This is a genomic window from Vibrio gazogenes (assembly GCF_023920225.1).
Classification (GTDB): Bacteria; Pseudomonadota; Gammaproteobacteria; order Enterobacterales; family Vibrionaceae; genus Vibrio; species Vibrio gazogenes.
This window is the reverse complement of sequence record NZ_CP092587.1, coordinates 2,761,985-2,786,207: the sequence shown is the minus strand read 5'-3', so window position 1 is coordinate 2,786,207 and position 24,223 is coordinate 2,761,985. Positions and strand designations below refer to the sequence as shown.

Annotated in this window: 20 protein-coding genes and 1 tRNA gene; 13 read left to right on the top strand and 8 right to left on the bottom strand. The window is 45.6% G+C overall.

Features of this window, described 5'->3' with window-relative positions:
* Positions 1 to 39: 39 nt before the first annotated feature.
* The 3 genes from MKS89_RS12400 to MKS89_RS12390 form a co-directional block, all read right to left on the bottom strand.
* The gene (locus MKS89_RS12400) at positions 40 to 1,809 is read right to left on the bottom strand and encodes a sodium:solute symporter family protein (protein ID WP_072955865.1); all 1,770 of its coding nucleotides are present in this window, start codon (positions 1,807 to 1,809) and stop codon (positions 40 to 42) included.
* A 362-nt stretch (positions 1,810 to 2,171) separates the two neighbouring features.
* Positions 2,172 to 4,400: a right-handed parallel beta-helix repeat-containing protein gene (locus MKS89_RS12395; RefSeq protein ID WP_072956428.1), complete on the bottom strand. Its 2,229-nt coding sequence runs from the start codon at positions 4,398 to 4,400 to the stop codon at positions 2,172 to 2,174.
* A 250-nt stretch (positions 4,401 to 4,650) separates the two neighbouring features.
* Positions 4,651 to 5,364, bottom strand: a complete 714-nt coding sequence (locus tag MKS89_RS12390) for an oligogalacturonate-specific porin KdgM family protein (RefSeq protein ID WP_072955867.1) — start codon at positions 5,362 to 5,364, stop codon at positions 4,651 to 4,653.
* Between the two features lie 605 nt (positions 5,365 to 5,969).
* Between MKS89_RS12390 and MKS89_RS12385 the strand changes: the two genes are divergently transcribed.
* The 5 genes from MKS89_RS12385 to MKS89_RS12365 all read left to right on the top strand — a co-directional run bounded on the left by MKS89_RS12385 (position 5,970) and on the right by MKS89_RS12365 (position 12,045).
* The gene (locus MKS89_RS12385) at positions 5,970 to 6,854 is read left to right on the top strand and encodes a carbohydrate ABC transporter permease (protein WP_072955870.1); all 885 of its coding nucleotides are present in this window, start codon (positions 5,970 to 5,972) and stop codon (positions 6,852 to 6,854) included.
* Between the two features lie 2 nt (positions 6,855 to 6,856).
* Positions 6,857 to 7,768, top strand: coding sequence for a carbohydrate ABC transporter permease (locus MKS89_RS12380; protein ID WP_205409188.1), 912 nt, complete (start codon positions 6,857 to 6,859; stop codon positions 7,766 to 7,768).
* 19 nt (positions 7,769 to 7,787) lie between these two features.
* Entirely contained in the window at positions 7,788 to 8,927 is a 1,140-nt protein-coding gene (locus MKS89_RS12375; RefSeq protein WP_072955873.1) for an ABC transporter ATP-binding protein, read from the top strand.
* Between the two features lie 41 nt (positions 8,928 to 8,968).
* Complete coding sequence (locus MKS89_RS12370) at positions 8,969 to 10,249, top strand: ABC transporter substrate-binding protein (RefSeq protein WP_072955876.1); 1,281 nt, start codon at positions 8,969 to 8,971, stop codon at positions 10,247 to 10,249.
* Between the two features lie 125 nt (positions 10,250 to 10,374).
* Complete coding sequence (locus MKS89_RS12365; protein WP_072955879.1) at positions 10,375 to 12,045, top strand: pectate lyase; 1,671 nt, start codon at positions 10,375 to 10,377, stop codon at positions 12,043 to 12,045.
* Positions 12,046 to 12,142: 97 nt separating this feature from the next.
* On the opposite strand, the gene MKS89_RS12360 is transcribed toward MKS89_RS12365, so the two are convergent.
* The 5 genes from MKS89_RS12360 to kduD all read right to left on the bottom strand — a co-directional run bounded on the left by MKS89_RS12360 (position 12,143) and on the right by kduD (position 15,866).
* The gene (locus MKS89_RS12360; protein ID WP_072955882.1) at positions 12,143 to 12,766 is read right to left on the bottom strand and encodes a bifunctional 4-hydroxy-2-oxoglutarate aldolase/2-dehydro-3-deoxy-phosphogluconate aldolase; all 624 of its coding nucleotides are present in this window, start codon (positions 12,764 to 12,766) and stop codon (positions 12,143 to 12,145) included.
* Positions 12,767 to 12,810: 44 nt separating this feature from the next.
* Complete coding sequence (kdgK, locus tag MKS89_RS12355) at positions 12,811 to 13,767, bottom strand: 2-dehydro-3-deoxygluconokinase (RefSeq protein ID WP_106406923.1); 957 nt, start codon at positions 13,765 to 13,767, stop codon at positions 12,811 to 12,813.
* A gap of 243 nt (positions 13,768 to 14,010) precedes the next feature.
* Entirely contained in the window at positions 14,011 to 14,652 is a 642-nt protein-coding gene (locus MKS89_RS12350; protein WP_072955883.1) for an RpiB/LacA/LacB family sugar-phosphate isomerase, read from the bottom strand.
* A gap of 35 nt (positions 14,653 to 14,687) precedes the next feature.
* Positions 14,688 to 15,014, bottom strand: coding sequence for a cupin domain-containing protein (locus tag MKS89_RS12345; protein WP_072955886.1), 327 nt, complete (start codon positions 15,012 to 15,014; stop codon positions 14,688 to 14,690).
* 90 nt (positions 15,015 to 15,104) lie between these two features.
* Positions 15,105 to 15,866: a 2-dehydro-3-deoxy-D-gluconate 5-dehydrogenase KduD gene (kduD, locus tag MKS89_RS12340; protein ID WP_072955889.1), complete on the bottom strand. Its 762-nt coding sequence runs from the start codon at positions 15,864 to 15,866 to the stop codon at positions 15,105 to 15,107.
* A 257-nt stretch (positions 15,867 to 16,123) separates the two neighbouring features.
* Between kduD and kdgR the strand changes: the two genes are divergently transcribed.
* The 8 genes from kdgR to MKS89_RS12300 all read left to right on the top strand — a co-directional run bounded on the left by kdgR (position 16,124) and on the right by MKS89_RS12300 (position 24,197).
* Positions 16,124 to 16,906, top strand: a complete 783-nt coding sequence (gene kdgR / locus MKS89_RS12335) for a DNA-binding transcriptional regulator KdgR (protein ID WP_072955892.1) — start codon at positions 16,124 to 16,126, stop codon at positions 16,904 to 16,906.
* Between the two features lie 131 nt (positions 16,907 to 17,037).
* Positions 17,038 to 17,541, top strand: a complete 504-nt coding sequence (pncC, locus tag MKS89_RS12330) for a nicotinamide-nucleotide amidase (RefSeq protein WP_072955895.1) — start codon at positions 17,038 to 17,040, stop codon at positions 17,539 to 17,541.
* 228 nt (positions 17,542 to 17,769) lie between these two features.
* On the top strand, positions 17,770 to 18,816 hold the full coding sequence (gene recA / locus MKS89_RS12325) for a recombinase RecA (protein ID WP_072955898.1): 1,047 nt from the start codon (positions 17,770 to 17,772) through the stop codon (positions 18,814 to 18,816).
* A 65-nt stretch (positions 18,817 to 18,881) separates the two neighbouring features.
* On the top strand, positions 18,882 to 19,346 hold the full coding sequence (recX, locus tag MKS89_RS12320; RefSeq protein ID WP_072955900.1) for a recombination regulator RecX: 465 nt from the start codon (positions 18,882 to 18,884) through the stop codon (positions 19,344 to 19,346).
* 189 nt (positions 19,347 to 19,535) lie between these two features.
* A complete protein-coding gene (alaS, locus tag MKS89_RS12315; protein ID WP_072955903.1) occupies positions 19,536 to 22,118 on the top strand; it encodes an alanine--tRNA ligase in 2,583 nt (860 codons plus the stop codon).
* A gap of 230 nt (positions 22,119 to 22,348) precedes the next feature.
* The gene (locus MKS89_RS12310; RefSeq protein WP_072955906.1) at positions 22,349 to 23,536 is read left to right on the top strand and encodes an aspartate kinase; all 1,188 of its coding nucleotides are present in this window, start codon (positions 22,349 to 22,351) and stop codon (positions 23,534 to 23,536) included.
* Between the two features lie 88 nt (positions 23,537 to 23,624).
* Complete coding sequence (gene csrA / locus MKS89_RS12305) at positions 23,625 to 23,825, top strand: carbon storage regulator CsrA (RefSeq protein WP_072955909.1); 201 nt, start codon at positions 23,625 to 23,627, stop codon at positions 23,823 to 23,825.
* A gap of 279 nt (positions 23,826 to 24,104) precedes the next feature.
* Positions 24,105 to 24,197, top strand: a tRNA-Ser gene (locus tag MKS89_RS12300).
* The last annotated feature ends 26 nt before the right edge of the window (positions 24,198 to 24,223 follow it).

The following is a 24,223-nucleotide window of genomic DNA, read 5'->3' as shown; positions in this document are numbered from 1 at the left end:
ATAGTCGGACTGCCGATGCCGGCAGTCCTCATGATGTGATTAACGAGCGGGAATCGCTTTTCCTTGAAGTCGTTCCACTCGGGCACTTTTTTTCAAAGCAAATCCGACGATAAAGATGACTCCGGCACAGGCAAGAAACATCAGTCGTCCCCACAATGGATTCGGGATGAGAACCATCAGTGTCAGACCACAAGCCATATAGGTGACCAAAGTGCCGAGTTTGGCTCGTTGCATCCGGTCAAATTGATCCTGATCTTTATCAGTCACGACACATTCTCTTTCGACATCAGCAAAGAACTTGTCCGTTTCGACTTTATTGGTGTCGTTGGCCTCTCGGTAAAATAGCGTTGTCAGGCAGAAGAACCCAGCAGTCAAGAATAAGTGCGCAGCGATAGTAATCATTGTCCGCATTTCACTGGTTTCTCTTCCGGTCAGTGTCTCAATACCAAACCAGCCGGCGACAAATTGTGGGGTGAATACCTTCACAACTAGTAAAGACACAAACATACCGACCACAACCGTTGCCCAAGGTGCCCATTTCGGTGTTTTGCGGATTAAGATACCAAGGAATAATGGCACCAGTATCGGAGATTGCAGTAACGTTGCAACCTGCATCATCAAATCAAACAGACTTAAGCTTTTCAGTGAGTTAAAGAACTGAGCCATCAAAATGACCAGAATACCATTCACCAGACAAGCCAGTTGACCGGCGCGCAGCAGTTCTTTGTCATTCGCTTTACCATGACGGACAATGTTGGCGTAGAAACTACGGACAAAGATCCCTGAATTTCGGTTCAATGCTGAATCCATCGATGACATGGTGGCGGCAAACAGACCTGCCATCAGTAGCCCGACGGTGCCTACCGGCATGGTTTCTCTGGCAAAAACTAAATACACCGCATCTCTGGCTTTCGCACCGAGCTCTGGATAGGCTTTTGCCGCATCGGGATAAAGAATGGCGGATGCCCAAGGCGGAATAAACCAAATCACGGCACCGACCATCATCATGATTAACGCCATTAATGCTGCTTTACTCGCATTACGTGAATCTTTGGCATTGAGGAAACGATACGACTCCTGCATGTTGTTGATACTTTGTAACTGTTTGACGACAAAGAAGATAAATGTACAAACCAACAACAGTGGGTAATTCATATCCGGGCCAGAAACAAACCCACCGGGGAATTCACGAATAATTTCACCCGGGCCACCGACAAAGTAAAGCGCGACGACAGCACAGGCCACAGAAATAACGGCCACGATGAGGGTTTGGATAAAGTCTGATGCAACCACGCCCCAAGCCCCACTGAGCAGCGAAATAATTAAAACCGCAGCGCCAGTGACATAAATGGTGGTAATGATATCAGCGTTAAAGACCGCTGAGGCGAAAACACCAAGCCCATTCAACCATACCCCGGCATTGATGACACTCAGTGGAATAATTACCCACGTAAAAAATTGCTCGTTTCCATTACCGAAGCGGCGTTTGATGCCTTCGGTTGGTGTATCAACACGCATTTGGCGGAAACGGCGGGCAAAATAGAAGTGTGCAAAAACATAAGCCACCATATTACCGATGAAAACGGCCAGAACCGCGAACCCATCGTTAAATGCTTTTCCGGCAGCACCGGTAAACGTCCAGGCAGAAAACTGAGTCATGAATGCAGTTGCACCCACCATCCACCATAGCATTTTACCGCCACCTCTGAAGTAGTCACTGGTACTGGCGCTCGCCATCTTTTTAAACAGTAGACTGATCGCGATCATCAGTATGAAGTAACCTGCAATCACAAGATAATCATATTGCATTACTTATCCCTTTATGAATATTTGATATGTCTATTCTTAAACAAAAAAATAAAAAGGTGTGTGATTAATATCAAAACGATGGTTCAATTTTGTTTTTTTATAATTAAGTGTGATGTGTGTCGTGATTAAGAGAGGGGGGCTGACGGGGATTCACTCAGCAGAATGGCATAACCGAAGATGTGTGCTATCACCGGAGGAATGAAGCGGTTGCTCATGAGCCATGACTCAATGAGTGTAGAACACCTTAGTGGAAATAGATGTATAGTCTATATAAATCATATGGTTATGTTGACTCATTTGCGATGAATGTCAGGTTTCTGGGTGAAACCCGACAAATCGCATCAAACTAGGCAAGAGGTTGATCAGGGGTGCTGATGCAGCCATGTCTGGATGTTGTGAACGGCCATTTGACCGGGGATTGGTTCTTGAGAGGAAATTTTGGCAGCTTGTTTCAATTTCGATAGCAGCGCATGCGCAGGGTGCTCTCCGTTATCATCGGTCGGTTGACCATCGACAATCAGCGTATTGTTCCGACGGGTATCCGCATGAATGACATCATCATATGGGCTGGCAGAATAGAAGCGATAAGAACGATTGCCAACGAAGGTTCCTTGTTTCTGAGTCTCGGTATAAGGGCTCTTTCTGATCAGGAAATTGAAGCGCTTATTATCAATGGCGACATTGTTTTCAAGAGTTAAACGGCCCGGATTAAAATTGTCGGTAAAACCGTCCATATTGTTTTGATAAGCAAGGTTATTTTTGATGATATGTGCGACGGGTAATCCCTCTCCGCCAAGTTTAAATCCGTTTCCTCGGCTGCCGCCTCTGGCTTTCACTTGTAGCGTCTGACCATTTTTATAAGCGATCGAATCGATGATGGTGACAACCCCATTGGGTCCGTCTTCTACTTTATTGAACAGATCCCAGCCATCATCGATGTTGTGGTGAGAAATACAACGAATGAAGGTGTTGCCGTTACCGATACGCATTTTGGCTGCGAAACCGTCGGCATTGATCTGGGACGGATCCATGTTGTTATAGCTTTGACTGTCTTGTACAAGGTTATGACTTGCCCAAAATGCACGGGGAGATTTTGCCGGTGAGGTAATTTGAAAACCGGTATCTGATGCATCATGAGTGATAATGCGATCAAATGTATTGTAACTGCCATAGACAAGATAACGTGCACCAGCAACTTCAAGGTGAGAGATATGCCAGTAGTTTGCATGATGGGTAATGTCCCCCGTAAAACGAACATGATCCCCACCGGCTTTCAGCGTTTTGATCTGATTCGCTTGTCCACTTGCAGTCAGTGGAATGCTCAGTGCCCCATATTCGCCATCTTCAAGTGTGATCGTGCCACCCGGAGGGAGCAATCGAATCGCATCAGTGAGGGTGAGCCGGCCATGATCGCCATTGGGATTGACGAGAAGATGCATTGGATCTTTGAGTGCCACTTTAGTCACGGTTTGTTGATACTGTTGAGGGGCATGGTTTGAGCCGGATCCAGGGGTGAAATGGAGCGAAAATCGTGTTTTTGGTGTTGCTAGGTCGGTGTTCACACTGAACAGTTGACCTGCGGTAACTTTTTGATTTTTAACCAGTAACTTACCGTCTTGGTAGAGGGTAAATTCACCGGTGTCACTGGCGCGTGACTGAAACAGATAATCCGTTGTGGCTGACTGCTTGGGAGATGCCGGTTGCAGTACCGGCGGTGCCGATTGAGGGTGATAGGCCGGTGCATTGGTCAGCGTCCCCGACTGAACCGTCAGATGAGCATTGCTGATGGTGACTTTGGCATTACGTGAAGCAAAAAAACCAACGTATTGATGCTTTGGATCCTGCATGGCGATGATATTGGTATTCGCGCCTTTGATGTGATGGCTTTCACTGATATCACCATAATGATAGGTCGCAGTATAGCCAGCATTCGTCCGGCTGAGTGACATCCGGTAGGCGATGGTGTTCCCATAGGGAACCCCTTTGACAAATTCATTCCGGACGATGTGGTTTCCTTTGGTTCCCCATGGTTGGTAAACCCCTTCCCGGTAGGTGGCATTGACATTGATCCGCCCGTTGTTTTTCTTTTTATTGGCGCGTAGTGTATGCATCACCATATTCGATGCCGAGGGGAATTCTTCTGCGCCGGGAGGCTGAGGATCTAAACGCGGAGAGCCCAGAATATCACGGACCATGATGCCAGCCCCTTCCTGACGGTTCGGGGTTGAGCCTGTTTCCGGGCCAAGTTGGTTGAGTATGACCGTTGCTGATAAGGTGAAGTTCGCGTTGGCCGGGAGTTTGGTGTAGTAGTACGTCATGCCTTCATGTGAATTCGCCAGTTTGCCACCACGACTTTCAATGGTAAATGTGTTGAGCAGTGGGCCTGGTTGTACAGATTGGCCATTGAAAGTAACAGCATTGAGCCCGACTTTTTCCGGTAAAATCGTTGATGCAAAATTCAGATCGGTTGACTGACCGAAGGTAATCGCCTGCCAAGTTAAATCCTGAGGCGCGGGGAGGGCGCTATATTGTGAGCAGGCAGATAAAGACAAAATCGACGTCATAAGTAATGTCGTTCTGTACAGTTTCATCATGGTGAACCTCGTATTGAAAAGAAAAGGCTGAATCCGAAGCCGTGTGACATCTTCACATGTCTCCATGTGGCAGCCTGATGCATGAGTGGTGGTGCTATTGTTTTGCTGCGGATGCGTTTCCGAAGCGCCACTTTGGGGAGGCAGATATCGATATAATGCGGCGCAGTCCTTGTTGCTGGGTGGTCGCATCCCGAGTGCAGTGCTGATTCGATATCTGCCTGAATGACCAATGTTCAAAATCGGATATTTAGAAGTTGTATTTCAAACCGACCCGGTAGCGTGGGACGTATTGGTCTTTGCCTGCCGTGCTTTGGTGCGTATTTTGAGATGTCAGCCCAAATTCAACAAACGGACACCAGCCGTTGTCCCACCCCTGATATTCAGCGAACAGATTAACCAGATTCAGGTAATTGTTATCTCCGTCGTAGCCGCTGGATGCGGATTGTTCGAACTTGCCTTCGAAGTCAACGCCCACTTTGTATTGTGCCATTTTATATGCGGTTACGAAGTTGACCTGACTGTAATGTGAATTCGGTGAGTCGTTGGACGGTACTTTCATCCCGTAGCGATAGCGAAGGGAGGCGTTCCAGTTGTCACTGATTTTATAGACGCCTTTCAGATCAAACTTATGCACGATGGCACTGGAAGATGAGTCGAGCGCATAGGCAGGTTGAAGTTTAAAATCCTCATTGATGGTGTAGTTATAACCGATTTTCGTTTCGTGACCGACACTCTTCATCTCACCGAAATTGACGCTGTCTTTTTCGTAGCCCCATTTCACTTCTTCGCTAATGCCAATGCCATTATCGAACCGATGTGAAATTATTAATCGATCGCGATGGCGTGCTGCTTTTTCACCGGCTTCAGGAATGAATTCATGTCGGACATTCAGTGAAGTCGCATGTGCTGCGCTTGCGGTTAAACCAAGGAGTAGAGCAGAGATGATTAGCTTGTTGTTCATATTAAAACACCGTTTTGTTATTTGTAATATAAAGGTTTAATTTATATACAATCCTAATATCTTTGAACTGGTTGGTATGAATAACGTGATCTGTAAAGCGGTGTTTTAATATAAATATGTCAATAAACGTGATCTCTTTAATATTTGTAGGATTTTTTTCGGTGATTTTGTGTTCATGAAAAGGCAGAATGACATGATTTTTAATGTTTATGGATTTATCTAATTGATAATATTTATTTTTTGTTCGTCTTTTACCTATTGTTCGATGTGTGGTATTAGGACCGGACTGAAGTTTTATTTAGTTTTTATCATCGTTTTTTCGTATTTTTGCGTTCATATTAACTTTTTTAATATCCAATAGTCAGCATATAAGTGCTATTTTTTAAATCACGAATCTACATGGTTATTTTAAATATAAAAATGAAACTGTATTTCACATTTTTTGTTTTTAATGGCTTAAAATGGTATTCGAGATCACAAATATGAGGTTGGATACTGGTTGTTCAGGTGGGATTCAGTTTAATAGAAATAATGAATCCGAATGAGATGTTTACCGGAATTGACCATTCGGCCACTGCTGTTTTTTTTCAGAGGACGAAAGCAATATGTATGAAAGTCGTAAGCTGGGACTTGCTTACTTGTCGCCTTATATTATCGGGCTATTGGTTTTTACTGCATTTCCCTTTGTATCGTCATTTCTGATGAGTTTTACCGATTACGATCTGATGACGTCACCAGAATACGTCGGTATTGAAAACTATCGGTATATGTTGACGGAAGATGACCTGTTCTGGAAATCAATGAGTGTCACATTTTTATATGTGTTCCTGACTATTCCAGTGAAGTTGGCATTTGCCTTATTCATTGCATTTATCTTGAACTTTAAGTTACGAGGGATTCGCTTTTTCAGAACGGCATATTATATCCCTTCAATCCTTGGGAGTAGTATTGCCATTGCAGTTTTATGGCGGGCATTGTTTGCCATCGACGGGGTATTAAACGGCATGTTAGCCCTCGTTGGTGTCGATGCAGTGAACTGGCTTGGTGAACCATCTTTTGCGCTATTTTCGATCACGCTGTTGCGCGCCTGGCAGTTTGGGTCGGCCATGGTGATTTTTTTGGCGGCTTTGCAGAATGTCCCTCAATCTCAGTATGAAGCGGCATTAATTGATGGTGCCAGCAAATGGCAGATGTTTATCAAGGTCACGGTGCCTCTTATTACGCCAGTCATTTTTTTCAACTTTATTATGCAAACCACACAGGCTTTCCAAGAGTTTACCGCACCTTATGTGATTACTGGTGGCGGGCCGATGAAGTCAACCTATCTGATCTCTCTCTACATCTACGAAACAGCATTTAAGTTTTTTGATATGGGGTACGGAAGTGCACTGGCATGGGCGCTGTTTATTGTCGTCGCAATATTTACATCAATCACATTCCGTTCTTCGAAGTACTGGGTGTTCTATTCAGGTGACAAGGGAGGTAAATAATTATGGCTTCAGTTGTTGGTGTCTCTGCCGAACAGGAAAAAAGTAATCATAGCTATGTGGAGAATGATCGCACCATTCGCCGTGAAAAAATCAATGCAGCAATTCGTTATACGATTCTGATCACTGTCGGTTTCATGATGCTCTATCCGTTGCTATGGATGTTTTCTGCCGCCATGAAACCGAACCATGAAATCTTCTCGTCGATGAATCTGATTCCAAGTGAATGGCGTCTCGATGGGTTCATCAATGGGTGGAAGACCGGAACGGAGTACACATTTGGTCACTATATTTTCAACACTTTTGCTTACGTGTTACCGAAAGTCTTCGTGACGGTTGTGTCGTCAACCATTGTCGCGTATGGGTTTGCCCGGTTTGACATTCCATGGAAAAAGTTTTGGTTTGCCACGCTCATCGCGACGATCTTGTTGCCGCAATCGGTTCTGTTGATCCCACAGTATTTGATGTTTCGTGAGATGGGATTGCTCGACACCTATTTGCCGCTTTATTTGCCTTTTGCATTTGCAACACAGGGATTTTTTGTCTTCATGCTGATCCAGTTTTTGCGCGGGGTTCCGACTGATATGGAAGAGGCCGCCATGATTGATGGATGTAATTCTTTTCAGGTGCTCTGGCATGTCGTTGTGCCGGTCATTCGTCCTGCCATTATCTCCGTGGCACTGTTCCAGTTTATGTGGTCGGTGAACGACTTCCTTGGCCCGCTTATCTACATTTCCAGCGTTGAAAAGTACCCCATTGCCCTAGCGCTGAAAATGTCCATTGATGTGACGGAAGGTGCAAGGTGGAACGAAATTCTGGCCATGGCTTCAATCGCTATCATTCCTTCAATTCTGGTGTTCTTTATGTCACAGAAATATTTTGTCGAAGGCGTCACCAGCAGCGGTATTAAAGGTTAAATTCTGAGGAGTAATCACAATGGCGGAAGTGAAGTTTAACAAATTAGAGAAAGTCTACTCGAACGGTTTTAAAGCAGTCCATGGTGTTGATTTAACCATTCATGACGGTGAGTTTATGGTGATCGTCGGTCCTTCCGGCTGTGCCAAATCGACGACATTACGGATGCTTGCCGGTCTGGAAAATGTAACTGGTGGCGAAATCGTGATTGGTGGACAGGTCGTCAATAACTTGGCCCCGAAAGATCGGGGCATTGCGATGGTCTTCCAGAATTATGCGTTGTATCCGCATATGACGGTACGGGAAAATCTTGGTTTTGGTCTGAAACTACAAAAACTACCCAAGGATGAAATTAACCAGCGCGTTGAAGAAGCTGCAAATGTGCTTGAAATCGAGGAACTACTTGACCGTTTGCCAAGGCAGTTATCCGGTGGTCAGGCACAACGTGTTGCTGTCGGGCGGGCGATTGTCAAAAAACCTGATGTTTTTCTGTTCGATGAACCGCTCTCAAACCTCGATGCCAAGTTGCGGGCATCCATGCGGGTTCGGATCACTGATCTGCATCGTCATCTGAAGCGTGAAAATCATCCGGCAACAGCGGTTTATGTTACCCATGATCAAACTGAGGCAATGACGATGGGGGATCGCATCTGCGTCATGAAGCAGGGCGAGATCATGCAAGTTGATACACCGGATGAACTATACAACAACCCCGTCAATATGTTTGTGGCCGGATTTATTGGTGCGCCGGAGATGAACATGTGTGATGTCACACTCTTAGAACAGGGCGATGACATGGCAGTCCAGCTTGATGATCAAATTTTACACCTCCCCCTGCATAAAGCGGCCACCATCCGTAGCCATGGTTATCAGCATACCGTGTTAGGTATTCGTCCGGATAGCATTACGCTTGCGCTGACGGAGCCGGGAAGCAATCAACAGACCATTATCGGGGATGTGATTCGTATGGAAAACATGGGGCATGAAGTGTATGTCCATTTTCTGGTCGGAGAGCATCCATTCATTGCCAGAATCCCGATCGATGATGTCCGGGATAAGCTCAATATGGAATTAAGGAAAGGCGTGACGTTTGTGGTGGACATGAACAAAGCACACATTTTCGACAAGGAGACGGAACAGAATATCTCTATACAACAATAAATAAACCGGAGAATAACAATAACTTATTTGGAGACGAATCCATGAACAACAAGGTACTGATTACACTGATTTCTGCTGTTATTGCAACTTCCTCTGTGGCTGTACAGGCCCAAACCGAACTACGGATGTCGTGGTGGGGAGGTAATAACCGTCACCAAGCGACGCTGAAAGCGCTGGAAAAATTTCAGGAAAAATATCCTGATATTAAAGTGAAAGGCGAATATACCGGCTGGGATGGGCATTTGTCCCGTCTGACGACGCAAATTGCCGGTAATACTGAACCGGATGTTATGCAGACCAACTGGAACTGGATGCCGATTTTCTCCCGCGATGGTAATGGCTTTTATGACATGAATGCCCAAGCTGAAACGCTGCATTTGTTTAATTTCCCCGGTGCTCTCGGACTGACAACGATTGATGGTAAATTGAATGGTCTGCCGGTCAGTATGACGTCTCGCGTGTTCTTTTATAATCGCAATACGTGGATGAAAGCGGGCGTCGGTTATCCTCATTCATGGGATGAGCTGATGAAAGTCGGGCTGACTTTTAAAGAAAAGCTCGGTGAGGATTACTATCCGCTGGTTATTGAAGCCCGTGATATTTTTGCCATGAACCGTTCTTATTTTATTCAGAAATATGGCAAAGACATCATCAATCACGACACCAACTTGATCAACTTTAACCAAGAAGAAATGGCTCAGTTCTTCCAGCTTTATGTCGATCAGGTTAAACATCACCTTTTCCCATCAACCAAAGAGTTTGCTTCTTACGGCAAAGGGAATATGTATGAGATGCGTCCGTGGATCGATGGTCGCTTTGGTGGCCTGTACATGTGGGACACTGCCATTGGTAAATATGCAGCGAACTTAGCCCCACCGATGATGCTGGAACTCGGGCCTTATCCAATGCTTGATGGTGCGACAGACTCCGGATTGTTGGCCAGACCTTCGATGATGTTCTCTATCGGGCGGAACACCAAGCACCCGAAAGAAGCAGCGTTGCTGGTTGACTTTTTACTCAACGATCCTGCGGGCGTGAAAGCAATGGGCTTGGCTCGCGGTATGCCGATCAGTCTGACAGGATTTAAAACTTTACAGGATGATGGTCAGATTGATGATAAAAGCCTGTCTTATCAGGGCTATCGTTTAGCTCAGCAATTACCGAAGCATATTATTCCGACACCCTATACCGATAATGCACAGTTACTGGAGTTATTTGAAGAGTCAATGCAGCAACTGGATTATGGTCAGACGGATGTAGAAGGCGCAGCTAAAAACTTCCTGCGTCGTGGTAACCGAGTGTTGAAACGGATTGCTGATTAACGTCATTGTCCTGCTTGACGGGCGATCCTGCTGACGGATAGGTTATCGCACTTTTTTATTTTGTATTTCCATTCGATAAAAGCCCCGGTCCCGGGGCTCTGTCTATTTTGAATTGGAGGGTTTACATGTCTGCATCTCGACACTTGCGGCTGGCTATCGTGACTCGCTTTTATCAACAGGCGCTGACATTGGCGCATTCCGAGTTTTCTCCGTTGTTGGCCGATGGCCTTCATGTGACATCCGGGGAGCCGGTTTGCTGGACTTATCCGGATGGTCGGTGCGTGGCGATGAGTAATTTTGCCAGCCAGCAAAACCTGATGCGTGGGCTGACGGCAATCAGTATTGTGACCGGGGATGACGCTTTTTTGCGACAGGCACAAGAAACGACGGCCTATTTTCTGGATCACCATGTTGATCATTACAGTGGCTTATTTCACTGGGGCGGACATCTGTTTGTTGATCTCAATTCAGGTCATCCGGAAGGGCCGGAGAGCAAAGCCCGTGTGCATGAATTGAAGCACCATTTTCCTTATTACGACCTGCTACATCAAATTCGACCTGAGGTGACAAAGCATTATCTGAAAGGATTTTGGGCTGCCCATGTGACCGATTGGCAAAAGCTGGATCTCACACGACACGGTGAGTATGGTAGACCGTTTCCCGAGAATATTTTTCAACAGCATGCGCCGGAACCGGTCGTGGATCCACGCCAATGGCCACATCTACCGGAAACCGTCGGTTTGACCTTTGTGAATGCGTCAACCGATTTGATCTATGCGGCTGTTCATTACTATCGCTATACCGGTGATCAAGATGCTTTAAACTGGGCAAAGCATTTATATCATCAGTTTGTTTTGGCTCGTCATCCAGAGACGGGGATGCCGGTTTATCAGTTTTCTTCTCCGCAACAGCGTGAGCCCGTCCCGGACAATGATCGTTTAACATACTCTTGGTTTGGCGATCGGGCGGCTCGTCAGTTTGGCCCGGAGTTTGGCGCGATTGCCCGTGAAGCCAATGTATTGTTTCGGGATTGTTGGCCATTAATCATGGATAATCCGCTGGCAATGATGGCTTGTGCGGAGCAAGTCGGTGACCGGCAGTGGCTTGCGTGGGTCTGTGACGGATTAAAAGCTTATTTTCGCTATGCTTGGGATGAACACAATAATCAGATGATCCCGATGTGGAATAGCGGTCAGGATATGACAGGGTATACATTTGTCCGGGATGGTTACTATGGTAATAAAGGCACGACACTGTCGCGTCAGTCCGCTGATCCGGCTTATTTATTCCCGTTGATGAAAGCGGCATTCCTGACGGAGGACCCTGAGTTATACCGTCTGGTGAGCCGCATGTTTGCGCGATTCGATTTAGGCGCGCTTGATCCGGTCACGCTTGTCCCCATCCGTCTCGCCCAAACGACCACATGTGCATCGGCGTATCTGATTTTTGCACTGTTAGAACTGAATCAACATCATCCCGTCGCCGAGGTATTACATTTGGCCGATTCAGTCGCGGAAAATTTACTGACGCGACATTATCATGCGGAGAGTGGCTTGTTTACGGCACACTCTCAACAGGAAAATGCACGGCTCGATGATCCGATTCCCTATGCTCTAGTGGCGATAGAAGCGGCCTATCAACAGTGCGATGCGCAGCTCCCGCCATTGTTTTCCACTGGTGGCTATTTACATGGAGAACAACGTATTGCCGGAGAGATCAAAGTTGTGTACGACCGAGATGTTATCTACGAGCAACCTTATCCTGAGATGGCGATGTCAACGGGGCCGATTGCGTGAGAGAGACCTCTTTCTCGGTAACAACCTCGCCTGAAAAACACCGGATTGATTCACACCGGTGTTGAACGATTCGCGATGGTTTGTTGAGTCAGCGGGTTTAGCGAATGATGTTAGCAACTTCTTTCACGAGTGCTGCCAGTTCATCCCATTTTTCTTCATTAATCAGCTGATTAGGAACCATCCATGTACCACCACAAGCCAGTACGCTTGGGATACCCAGATAATCTTTCACATTCTGAGGATTAATGCCTCCCGTTGGCATAAAACGCACTGGATAGACGGCTGACATCGCTTTGAGCATTGCGGTACCACCCGATGGCTCGGCAGGGAAGAACTTCAGTGTCTCTAGTCCCATTTCCATCGCCTGTTCAACCAGACTGGGCGTGTTGACCCCCGGAATGATAGCGATTTGTCTCTGCTGGCAATACTTCACCGTCGTTGGGTTAAACCCCGGGCTGACAATAAAGTCCGCACCTGCATCTATTGCAGCGTCAACCTGAGCTGGGGTGAGTACCGTTCCTGCCCCGATTAATATCTCCGGATATGCTTCACGCATACTGGCGATGGCTTGTGCTGCCTGGGCTGTCCGGAAAGTCACTTCAGCGCAAGGCAGACCATTTTCAATGAGCACCTGTGCCAGTTTGACGGCCTTTTGTGCATCATCTAGCGCGATCACCGGAATGACACCGATGGCTTCTAACTGTTGTTCGAGTTTTTTCATCTTGTTTCCTTATTATCCGATACTGAATCTTCGAGCGATTCTGTTTACCTTGTTTCCATATCAACTGGTGTCTCAATCTCAGGCATATTTTGTTTGGGAATAATGGCGCCACGATGTTGAATAACCCGTCCGGCAAGTTGATGGGCTGATTGAGCCGATGATTCGCAAGATTTACCCAGCAGTCGAGCAGCGAGATATCCGGCACTAAAAGAGTCACCGGCCGCTGTTGTATCAATAATCTGTGCGATGGGCGTCGGTGCGACTGACCATTGGGCCGTTTTACTTGCCACAAGGCAGGCTTCTCCCCCTTGTTTGATGACGATTTCTTTGACATTGAGGTTGCGCGTGCGCGCTAGTGTTTGGGAAACGTGAGTATCACCCCAAAGTGAGGCTTCATCATCAAAGGTCAGAAATGCAAAATCGGTAATAGATAATACTTGGGTATACCAATATTGGGCATCTTCTGCACTCTCCCACAGCGTTGGCCGATAATTATTATCAAACGCAATGGCAATGCCATCTTGGTGGCAGAGGCGTAGGGATTCCAGTAGAATTTCGCGGCAGTCTGTGGGCAGTATTGCCAGACTAATACCGCTTAAATAAATTAAACCATATTGCGTTAAGCGTGCTGCAAGCTCGGTTGGGGTCTGCTGCCGTAGCCAGTATTTTGCTGCTGAGTCATTACGCCAATAGTAAAAGCTGCGCTCACCATCAGCAGCGGTTTCGATGGCATAAATACCGGGCAATTTGTCAGGGGAAACGGCAACCAAACTGGTGTCAACGCCTTCTTGCTGCCATGCGTCGAGCATATCTTGACTGAATGGATCTTTTCCTAAGCCTGTGACATAAGCGGTGGTGATCCCTCGCGAGTGAGTTAATCTCGAAAGATAGATTGCGGTGTTGAGCGTATCCCCGCCAAACCCTTGTTTGACTTGGCCATCGGCTCGCTGCAATTCAACCATACATTCACCAATAATGGCGACCTGAGTTATTGGCAACATAAAAGCTCCTGAGAATAACAACCGAGTGAAAAGATAATTCTATTCTCTATTGATAAAAAATAAAATAATGTTTCATTTTTATGTGATTAAGATCTTTTTATTGATTGCTTGGTACGAAACATCATCCAAACTCACATGGCATAGCTTCGGGAACTTCGCACAGAAAAAGTCAGCCTATGGCAGGCTGACAAACAACTGATTCTTAATCTTTAGTCGGTAGGTAGGTAGATCAATCAGTGAAAACTATTTCAGCAAGTCACGTACGTATGCTGCAATGTCTGGTTTCTTACAATTGTCGAAGAAACATTCCTGAAAGCGAGGTCCTGACACTGCGGTTTTGACCAATGCTTGGTCAATCGCTTTTAACGAATCGAGGTAGTTATCTTTGACAACCGCAGATTTGACCTGATTGAGGATCCCGGCATTTTGTTTTTGTGGCACGGCACGGTCCAGTGGGTAACCTTGCCCACGTTCACCCGTGGTGAATGCTTTTTCAAAAATATAGCGGATATTCAGTTCTGCGCCCCAGCCATAGCCTTTAGCAAAGGCCAGCGAGAGGGCATTACCGTTGTTGATTTGGTTAAACAGAAATGCATCGGACGGCTCTAGACAGTAACCACATACAACACCGGGATGAATGTTGAGTGACATCATCGCTCCTTGCCCTGTGCCGCATCCGGCCACAACAAAATCTACGGCTTCTGAATTCAGAAGCAGGCTTGCCATGATGCCGAGATGAATGTAAGTGAGGTGGTGATCGTTTTCGTCACTCATACCCACGTTGTAGACTGAGTCACCTTGTGGTGTGACGACTTGAGTCAACTCATTCAGTACCACAGCGTTTTTAGCCGCTTGACTGTTTTCCATCATTAACGCGATTTTCATGTTTATGCTCCTGCGGTCAATACCGCAATGTAGATTTATGATTTGAGGAAATCTTGCCGCATCGGCGTGAAATTATCGAGTAATACACCGGGTTCGAGACAGACACATCCGTGCATAATATTGGGCTCTTTGTAAAGGACGTCCCCTGCTTTGACGATCTTTGTTTCATCGCCAATCGTAAACTCAAATTCACCGGACAATACATAAGTGAGCTGTTCGTGAGGGTGGTTATGCATCGGACCAACAGCCCCTTTTTCAAAATGAACTTCGACACTCATAATGTTATCGCTGTAGGCAAGAATTTTTCGTGATACGCCACTCCCAAGATCTTCCAGCGCAACGTCTTGGTTATAAATGAACATGTTTCCCCTCTTTCATTTGACGGAAGGACCATCAATCGGAAATCAGCTTCGATTCCCGATTCGGTGGATTACTTCTACCCATTTTCCGAATTAACGAGCCAGCCAGCCACCGTCAACGGCAATGGTATAACCATTGATATAGTCTGATGCTGGCGATGCCAAGAACACACATGGTCCGGCCAAATCTTCAGGAAGTCCCCAACGTGCCGCCGGAATCCGTTCAACAATTTCTTGATTGCGCGATTCATCAGCTCGAAGTGCTGCCGTGTTATTGGTTGCCATATAACCGGGTGCAATCGCGTTAACATTAATCTGATGTTGCGCCCACTCATTGGCCATGAGACGCGTAATACCCATCACACCACTTTTTGATGCGGTATAGGAAGGAACACGAATACCACCTTGGAAAGACAGCATTGAAGCGATGTTGATGATTTTGCCGCCAGTGCCTTGCGCAATAAATTGCTTGGCGACCGCCTGAGACATAAAGAATACTGATTTCACGTTGATGTCCATGACGTCATCCCAGTCTTGTTCTGAAAACTCAATCGCGTCATTACGGCGGATAATACCCGCGTTGTTAATTAAGATATCAATGTGCCCAAGTTCAGTGACGGCTTGATCAATAATATTCGGAATATCATCCAGCTTCATTAAGTTTGCTTGAATCGCAACAAATTTTCGACCGAGTGCTTGAACCTTTTCAATTGTTTCTGTGGGGTGAGCAATGTTGACTCCGACAATATCACAGCCAGCACCTGCTAAACCTAATGCCATTCCCTGACCTAATCCTGTGTCACATCCAGTGACAATTGCAACCTTTCCTTGCAGGTTGAATGAATCGAGAATCATATTCTGCTTCCTCCAGTGGTAACATGCAGCGCGAATGAATCATGATCGTTCACGTTTTGTATGATTTACATTACACAAAAAAAATATAACTGGCAATTTTTTTTGAAACGCTTTTTCATAAAATATGATTCATGTATTTATTTTGTGATAGACCGGCTCTGGTTCTAAATTTTTGAAATGGCTTTTTTAAATTACTGGCTCTCTGATATCTCTTCGTTATAATGAGAAGAAGACCAACTTGTAGGAATAGATTATTCATGCAGAAATCTACCCAGCCAGAAGCCGTTTCCTCGGTATTGAAAGTATTTAGTATTCTTCAGGCATTAGGCGAACAAAAAGAAATCGGAGTGTCTGAATTATCTCAACGTTTAATGATGTCTAAAGCGACGACTTACCGCTTTTTGCAGACGATGAAGTCTCTGGGATATATCTCTCAGGAAGGAGAGGCCGATAAATATTCGCTGACCCTGAAACTGTTTGAGCTCGGTGCAAAATCACTTGAGTACGTTGATCTTGTTTCTCTTGCTGATAAAGAGATGAATTGTATTTCTGAAAAAACGAATGAAGCGGTGCATTTGGGTGCTCTGGATGACGGTGCAATTATCTATATCCATAAGATTGATTCAGGGTACAACTTAAGAATGCAGTCCCGTATCGGGCGACGCAATCCGCTCTACAGTACCGCGATTGGTAAAGTTTTACTGTCTGAGAGAGATGAGTCTTTTGTTCGTCAGGTTCTCGAATCTGTTGAATTTGTGAAGCATACCGATAAAACATTAGAGAATGTTGATCAGTTATTAGCAGAATTGGCATATGTCAGAGAACGCCATTTTGCCGAAGATAATGAAGAGCAAGAATCTGGTTTACGTTGTCTTGCTGCACCTGTTTATGACCGATTTGGGAATATTATTGCCGGTTTGTCGATCTCGTTTCCAACGATTCGTTTCGATGAAAAACGGATGTCTTACTACGTCGGGTTACTGCATCAGGCCGGCAAAAATATTTCTGAGCAACTTGGATATCATCAATATCCGGTCTAGCCTATTCAATGACCGGATTTATTTGTCAATGGCAGCAAAGGCTGCCATTTTTTATTGGGGCGATTTCAGAGCAAGAGTTTTGATTGAGTGAGCGCTTAGGATGATCCAATTGCAATACAGAGAGGACATGAATGGAATTACATGAAACGTTAAGCCAACGTATCGGCGAATTACTTGTTGCATGTGGCGATGTTTTGGTGACGGCTGAATCTTGTACCGGTGGTGGTATTGCCACTGCGATTACCGAGATTGCCGGGAGTTCAGCTTGGTTTGATCGTGCGTTTGTCACATACAGTAATGAAGCTAAGCAGCAAATGCTGGGGGTTCGGCAGGAAACGCTGTCACAGTGGGGGGCTGTCAGCGAGCAGACCGTTTTAGAAATGGCGACGGGGGCTTTATTACATTCTCAGGCATCGCTGGCCGTTTCAGTGAGTGGCGTTGCCGGGCCCGGCGGCGGTAGTGTGGAGAAACCTGTGGGAACGGTTTGTTTTGCTTGGAAAACACGTTCGGGTTGGAATAAGGTTGAAACTGTACATTTTTCAGGGAGTCGCACGCAAGTTCGTTCACAAGCGGTTTACCATGCTTTGCAGACGATTCATGATTATTTGATACATGAGCGTGCCCCACAGTCATAAAAACAGCGACTGTTTGAGCTGCCGATTTCTGCTGTTCATGGCATTGAATAAATGACATGCCGTATCAAGTCATGACCTGAAAGTGATATGATCCCAAGGATTCAAACCCGTCAGGAAAATTCATCGACAGGTCTGGACACTGTATGAATTTACAGTATAATCATCCAACATATTTCGGGGATACAACCCATAGACTTAATATTTGAAAGTGACTGTCTGGAGAACGTAATGGACGAGAACAAACAAAAAGCACTGGCCGCGGCACTGGGACAAATTGAAAAGCAGTTTGGTAAAGGGTCAATCATGCGTCTTGGTGATAACCGTGCCATGGATGTTGAAACGATCTCTACAGGGTCTCTTTCGCTGGATATTGCTTTAGGTGCCGGTGGTTTGCCGATGGGGCGGATCGTTGAAATTTACGGTCCTGAATCTTCAGGAAAGACAACCTTGACTCTGGAAGTGATCGCTGCTGCACAGCGTGAAGGTAAAACCTGTGCATTTATCGATGCTGAACATGCGTTGGATCCTGTTTATGCGAAGAAACTTGGAGTCGATATTGATGCATTGCTCGTCTCTCAGCCCGATACTGGTGAGCAAGCGTTGGAAATCTGTGATGCACTGGCGCGCTCTGGTGCGATCGATGTCATGGTCATCGACTCGGTTGCTGCATTGACTCCGAAAGCAGAGATTGAAGGTGAGATGGGTGATAGCCATATGGGGCTACAAGCGCGGATGCTCTCTCAAGCGATGCGTAAGTTGACCGGAAACCTGAAGCAATCGAACTGTATGTGTATTTTCATCAACCAAATCCGGATGAAAATTGGGGTAATGTTTGGTAACCCTGAAACAACAACCGGTGGTAATGCCTTAAAATTCTACGCCTCAGTTCGTCTTGATATTCGTCGTACTGGCTCAATTAAAGAAGGCGATGAGGTGGTTGGTAATGAAACCCGCATTAAAGTTGTGAAAAACAAAATTGCTGCACCATTTAAAGAAGCAAATACACAAATTATGTATGGTCAAGGGTTTAACCGCGAAGGGGAACTGGTTGATCTGGGTGTCAAGCATAAGCTTGTTGAGAAAGCCGGTGCTTGGTACAGCTATAATGGGGATAAAATCGGCCAAGGGAAAGCGAATGCATGTAAGTACCTGCGTGAAAATTCTGAAGTTGCCAAAGTTATCGACCATAAAATTCGTGAAATGTTGCTGAGTAAAGAGCCGATTCCTGAAGATGAGCATGAAGGGATTGATCAAGCGCTTCCACAAGAAGATTAATTCGTAACGTGATCCGATGTTGAAACAGCCCTGCAGATGCGGGGCTTTTTTTAAGGGAATTCCTGATGAGCAGAGAACATTCAAAAACAGGTCTGGAAACGGCTATCCAGCTATTGAGTCGTCGGGATCATGGTCGAATTGAGTTATTCCGTAAGTTGATGAGCAAAGGTTTTGACGACAATGAAGCTGAGCAGGCAGTTCAAGCGTGTGAACAGTATGGCTACTTGGATGATGTTCGCTATACACAAGGTATGATCCGGCACCATATTGCCAAAGGTCATGGTGAACAGAGAATTTATCAATCGCTGAAGCAAAAGCAAATTGATGAGTCAATTATCGCGGAGCAGTTGGCTGAGTTAGATGTAGATTGGTTTGAATTAGCAACATCAACGGCACAGAGAAAGTTTGGTCTCAGCATCGAAGAGCCAGTGAAAGATCCTAAGGTGTATGCAAAGCAAGTCCGTTTTTTGCAGTATCGAGGATTTAATTTTGAACAGATTCAATATGCATTGAATCCTAACCACAGATAATGTACTTCCATATTTAAACCCCCGCACTGATTCACTCCACTGACCAGCCTTTTCAATCGCATGACGTCGGTGAACGGCCTTGTTTATCTGTATAGACACTTCAAAACAAAACTAGGCGAACACTTATCCATGCTTTACAATAGGTCGCAAAATTTTAGTTGAATCTTTGAATATTTTCAGGAATAGCGCATGTACATGAGCACTGACGAGGTTCGCCAGGCGTTCCTCTCGTTCTTTGAAACAAAAGGACATCAAATCGTAGACAGTTCATCGTTGGTCCCTGCCAATGATCCAACACTGCTATTCACGAATGCGGGGATGAACCAGTTTAAAGACTGTTTTCTTGGATTAGAAAAGCGTGACTATACTCGCGCTGTTACCGCGCAACGCTGTGTTCGGGCTGGTGGTAAACATAATGATCTGGAAAATGTCGGTTTTACCGCACGACACCATACATTTTTTGAAATGTTGGGTAACTTCAGTTTCGGTGATTATTTTAAGCAAGACGCAATCCAGTATGCGTGGGAGTTCCTGACTGAAATCCTTAAGTTGCCTCAGGAGCGTTTGCTCGTCACCGTTTATCAGACTGATGATGAAGCGTTCGATATCTGGCATAAGCAGATTGGTCTGCCAACTGATCGGATCATCCGTATTGGGGATAAGAAGGGCGGCAAGCCTTATGAGTCGGATAATTTCTGGCAAATGGGCGATACTGGTCCGTGTGGTCCGTGTTCTGAAATTTTTTATGACCATGGTGAGAGCATCTGGGGCGGTCCTCCGGGATCACCGGAAGAAGACGGTGACCGATTTATTGAAATCTGGAACAACGTTTTCATGCAGTACAACCGCCATGCTGATGGCACGATGGAACCCCTGCCAAAACCGTCCGTCGATACAGGAATGGGGATTGAGCGTGTTTCTGCGATCATGCAAAGTGTGCACTCCAATTATGAAATCGACGTATTCCAGACTCTGATTAAAGAAGCTGCGCAAGTGATTGGGTGTGACGATCTCTCGAATCAGTCGCTTCGCGTGGTTGCGGATCATATTCGTTCTTGTTCGTTCTTAGTTGTTGATGGTGTAGTGCCATCTAACGAAGGGCGTGGTTATGTTCTACGACGCATTATTCGTCGCGCTGTACGTCATGGCAACAAACTGGGGGCTCAGGGCGTATTTTTCCATAAATTGGTTGGTCCATTGGCTGAAATCATGGGCAGTGCCGGTAAAGAATTGAAGAAACAGCAAGCTGTGGTTGAAAAAGTGCTTCGCATCGAAGAAGAAAACTTCGGGAGAACACTGGAACGCGGCATGTCTATTCTGAATGACGCGCTGAAAAATCTGGATGGCAAAGTTCTCGACGGAGAAACTGTCTTCAAACTTTATGACACCTATGGTTTCCCTGCGGATTTGACCAATGATGTCGTACGTGAACATGGCCTCAGCATTGATGAAGCCGGATTTGAACAGGCGATGGAAGCACAACGTCAACGTGCTCGCGAAGCCGGACAATTCGGTACCGATTACAACAACATGATTAAAGTTGACGCTTCAAGCCATTTCTGTGGTTATGAAGGGACGGAAGGACAAGGCAAAATTGTTGCCATGTTTGTTCATGGTGAAGCGGTTGAGACTTTGTCATCCGGTGATCACGCTATGCTGGTATTGGATGAAACGCCATTTTATGCGGAATCTGGTGGTCAGTGTGGTGATGCCGGTGTTATCCGTACCGATAGCGGCGTGTTTCAGGTTGTCGACACTCAGAAACAGGGCAATGCAATCATTCATTATGGTTCATTGGTTGAAGGCGTTCTAAATCAAGGTGAAATGGCTCAGGCTCAGGTTGATACCAAAAGAAGAGCAGCAACATCGCTGAACCATTCTGCGACGCATCTGTTGCACGAAGCATTGCGCCGCACTTTGGGTGAGCATGTGACTCAGAAAGGTTCATTGGTTCGGGCGGAAAACCTGAGATTTGACTTCTCTCACATGGAGGCAATGACGGCTGAAGAACTGAAAGAAGTCGAGCGAATGGTCAACCAACATATTCGGAAAAACCATATGGTTGAAACGAATATTATGGGGCTTGATGAAGCGAAAGCAAAAGGCGCGATGGCTTTATTCGGCGAAAAATACGATACCAAAGTTCGCGTATTGTCGATGGGTGACTTTTCTACGGAACTGTGTGGTGGTGTCCATGTGAGCAGTACCGGTGATATCGGGTTATTTAAGATTGTCTCTGAAAGTGGTATCGCTGCGGGTGTTCGTCGGATTGAAGCAGTCACCGGTGAATCTGCGCTGGATATGATTGATGAGCAGCAAGCTAGTTACGAAGGTAAGTTGGCGGAAGCGGCTCAGAAAGCCAGACAGTTGGAAAAAGAAATTCAGCAGATAAAAGATAAGCTGGCATCTCAGGCCAGTTCAAATCTGCTCCAGCAAGTGAAAGAGATGGCTGGCGTGAAAGTCTTAGTCGCTCAATTACAAGGTGCGGATAATAAAGCACTTCGCGGTATGGTTGATGAGCTGAAAAACCAACTGGGCAGCGGGGTGATTCTGTTGGGGAATGTGAATGACGACAAAGTTGGTCTCATTGCCGGGGTGACAAAAGATTTGACGGGGATGGTGAAAGCCGGTGAGCTTGTTAATCTGGTTGCTCAACAAGTCGGTGGCAAGGGCGGTGGTCGTCCGGATATGGCTCAGGCTGGCGGTAGCGATGTAAATGCACTGCCTCAAGCTTTGGCATCGGCGGAAGCATGGATTGAGTCCCAGTTGTAATCTGAGTTACATCTAACTTTAGATTGATTCAAAATAATTACTTATTCTTGACCAAGTGGTTTAATTAGCGCCTGTAAACTAAGCTGATAAGCCACTTGGTTTTGTTTTTATCACATTTACGGTGATGTTCTTGGAATAATAAGATGACATCGCCATGGACCGAATGAGGCCCAAACTGATTGTCTGGGTTGATTTCTGAGTGAGACTTTGTCTTAGGAAGGTGACGACTGGTGAAAACTCCCCTTATAGTTCAAAAATTTGGTGGGACATCGATGGGTTCGATTGAAAGAATCCATACGGTAGCAAAACATGTAATCGATGCGAAAGAATGTGGTCAGCAGGTTGTCGTTGTGGTATCGGCTATGTCTGGTGAGACCAATCGATTATTAGATTTAGCCCATCAGGTTGATCGGGTTCCAAATGCTAGGGAACTGGATGTGATTTTATCCGCTGGAGAGCAAGTATCGATGGCTCTTTTGGCAATGACGCTGCATAAAATGGGGTATTCAGCGCGTTCATTCACAGGTTCCCAACTTGGTATTATGACGACAAATCAGCACAATGATGCGACGATTCTACAAGCGGATACAGCGAGAATTCAGCAGTTATTGAATGAAGATACGATCGTGATTGTTGCTGGTTTTCAAGGTGTGAATGAAAAGGGTGATATCACGACGCTGGGACGAGGCGGTTCTGATACGACCGCGGTGACGCTTGCCGGAATGCTGGCTGCGGATGAATGTCAGATCTTTACCGATGTTGATGGCATTTATAGCACGGATCCCAGAATTGTCGACAATGCCCGAAAACTCGATATTATCGATTTCCCGTCAATGGAAGAGATGTCCCGGAAGGGGGCAAAAGTGCTCCATTTGCCGTGTGTCCAGTATGCATTGCAACATCAGGTTCCGTTGAGGGTTTTATCGACATTTGAACAGAATGAGGGAACTCTCATTCGTGGGGAAAGCTCACAATATGATGTGTGTGGTATTGCGATCCAAAAAGAGATGGTTAAGTTGAGCTTTGAACCTCATCATATTGATTCCATTCTGAAACAATGCCATTTATTAGGAATTGATGTATGGAATGTGATCGAGGATGCAGAATTCACAGCTTTACTGATTAAACCGGATGCTAGTGCTAAGTTGGGACTGGTGTTTGAAGAGAAAATCCGTAATAGTAAGCCAGTTAGCTTACTGACGATTGTCGGCAAGAAAGCGAATGATTTGATTGATTCAACATATCAGTTGCTTTGTTCTGCCAATATTCTGATAGATAGTGGTTATTCTGATAGCTTATCTCATAGTCTGGTGATCGCGCCTGAACAAATAGATAGTGCTGCAAATGTCATTCATGAAGCTTATGTCATTTCCGGTTCATTTGTTGATCATGAGCCCAAACAGCGTTTTATGGGCTGATTTTGTATGAGACAGTTTACCCCTATAGGGTTTTTAATAGATAATAATATGGTTAAGGCAAAACAGAGATGACTCAAGGAGCCAAAGAATGCTAATTTTGACTCGCCGTGTAGGCGAAACGCTCATGATAGGTGATGAAGTCACAGTAACTGTACTCGGTGTGAAAGGCAACCAAGTGAGAATTGGTGTCAATGCTCCCAAAGAAGTATCTGTTCACCGTGAAGAAATATACATGCGTATTCAAGCAGAAAAAGGGGGAAATAGCAGCTCAGGTACACCGAGCTATTAATCCCTCAATGAAAGGCTGGCAATCATCTTTGTCAGCCTTTTTTGTTCCAGCCGAGTCGTAAAAATTCTCTCTTGTCTTCTTGCTTTTTATGACGCTGATGATTCGAGTCACAAATCGATTGATTGGTGACTTAGGGCGAGCAGTGTCTTGTCTGGCGATAAAAGAATCAATTTGTTTCACATTGATTAAATACCCAACGCTTAATGCGTTTTTTCCTGTTTTTTCCAAGAAAATGTTTGACATATTTTTGGTAAATCGTAATATGTGCCTCCGCAAGACGGTGAGGTGGCCGAGAGGCTGAAGGCGCTCCCCTGCTAAGGGAGTATACGGTTTGTAGCCGTATCGAGGGTTCGAATCCCTCCCTCACCGCCATGTCTTGCTTGATACATGAAGTATTG

What these genes read in the sequence shown, in the direction of transcription:
- MKS89_RS12365 (WP_072955879.1), top strand. Translation starts at nt 10,375, where the DNA reads ATGTCTGCATCTCGACACTTGCGGCTGGCTATCGTGACTCGCTTTTAT.
- csrA (WP_072955909.1), top strand. Translation starts at nt 23,625, where the DNA reads ATGCTAATTTTGACTCGCCGTGTAGGCGAAACGCTCATGATAGGTGAT.
- MKS89_RS12400 (WP_072955865.1), bottom strand. Translation starts at nt 1,809, where the DNA reads ATGCAATATGATTATCTTGTGATTGCAGGTTACTTCATACTGATGATC.
- alaS (WP_072955903.1), top strand. Translation starts at nt 19,536, where the DNA reads ATGTACATGAGCACTGACGAGGTTCGCCAGGCGTTCCTCTCGTTCTTT.
- kdgR (WP_072955892.1), top strand. Translation starts at nt 16,124, where the DNA reads ATGCAGAAATCTACCCAGCCAGAAGCCGTTTCCTCGGTATTGAAAGTA.
- MKS89_RS12380 (WP_205409188.1), top strand. Translation starts at nt 6,857, where the DNA reads ATGGCTTCAGTTGTTGGTGTCTCTGCCGAACAGGAAAAAAGTAATCAT.
- MKS89_RS12395 (WP_072956428.1), bottom strand. Translation starts at nt 4,400, where the DNA reads ATGAAACTGTACAGAACGACATTACTTATGACGTCGATTTTGTCTTTA.
- MKS89_RS12345 (WP_072955886.1), bottom strand. Translation starts at nt 15,014, where the DNA reads ATGTTCATTTATAACCAAGACGTTGCGCTGGAAGATCTTGGGAGTGGC.
- MKS89_RS12385 (WP_072955870.1), top strand. Translation starts at nt 5,970, where the DNA reads ATGTATGAAAGTCGTAAGCTGGGACTTGCTTACTTGTCGCCTTATATT.
- kdgK (WP_106406923.1), bottom strand. Translation starts at nt 13,767, where the DNA reads ATGTTGCCAATAACTCAGGTCGCCATTATTGGTGAATGTATGGTTGAA.
- kduD (WP_072955889.1), bottom strand. Translation starts at nt 15,866, where the DNA reads ATGATTCTCGATTCATTCAACCTGCAAGGAAAGGTTGCAATTGTCACT.
- MKS89_RS12350 (WP_072955883.1), bottom strand. Translation starts at nt 14,652, where the DNA reads ATGAAAATCGCGTTAATGATGGAAAACAGTCAAGCGGCTAAAAACGCT.
- recX (WP_072955900.1), top strand. Translation starts at nt 18,882, where the DNA reads ATGAGCAGAGAACATTCAAAAACAGGTCTGGAAACGGCTATCCAGCTA.
- MKS89_RS12370 (WP_072955876.1), top strand. Translation starts at nt 8,969, where the DNA reads ATGAACAACAAGGTACTGATTACACTGATTTCTGCTGTTATTGCAACT.
- recA (WP_072955898.1), top strand. Translation starts at nt 17,770, where the DNA reads ATGGACGAGAACAAACAAAAAGCACTGGCCGCGGCACTGGGACAAATT.
- MKS89_RS12390 (WP_072955867.1), bottom strand. Translation starts at nt 5,364, where the DNA reads ATGAACAACAAGCTAATCATCTCTGCTCTACTCCTTGGTTTAACCGCA.
- MKS89_RS12360 (WP_072955882.1), bottom strand. Translation starts at nt 12,766, where the DNA reads ATGAAAAAACTCGAACAACAGTTAGAAGCCATCGGTGTCATTCCGGTG.
- pncC (WP_072955895.1), top strand. Translation starts at nt 17,038, where the DNA reads ATGGAATTACATGAAACGTTAAGCCAACGTATCGGCGAATTACTTGTT.
- MKS89_RS12375 (WP_072955873.1), top strand. Translation starts at nt 7,788, where the DNA reads ATGGCGGAAGTGAAGTTTAACAAATTAGAGAAAGTCTACTCGAACGGT.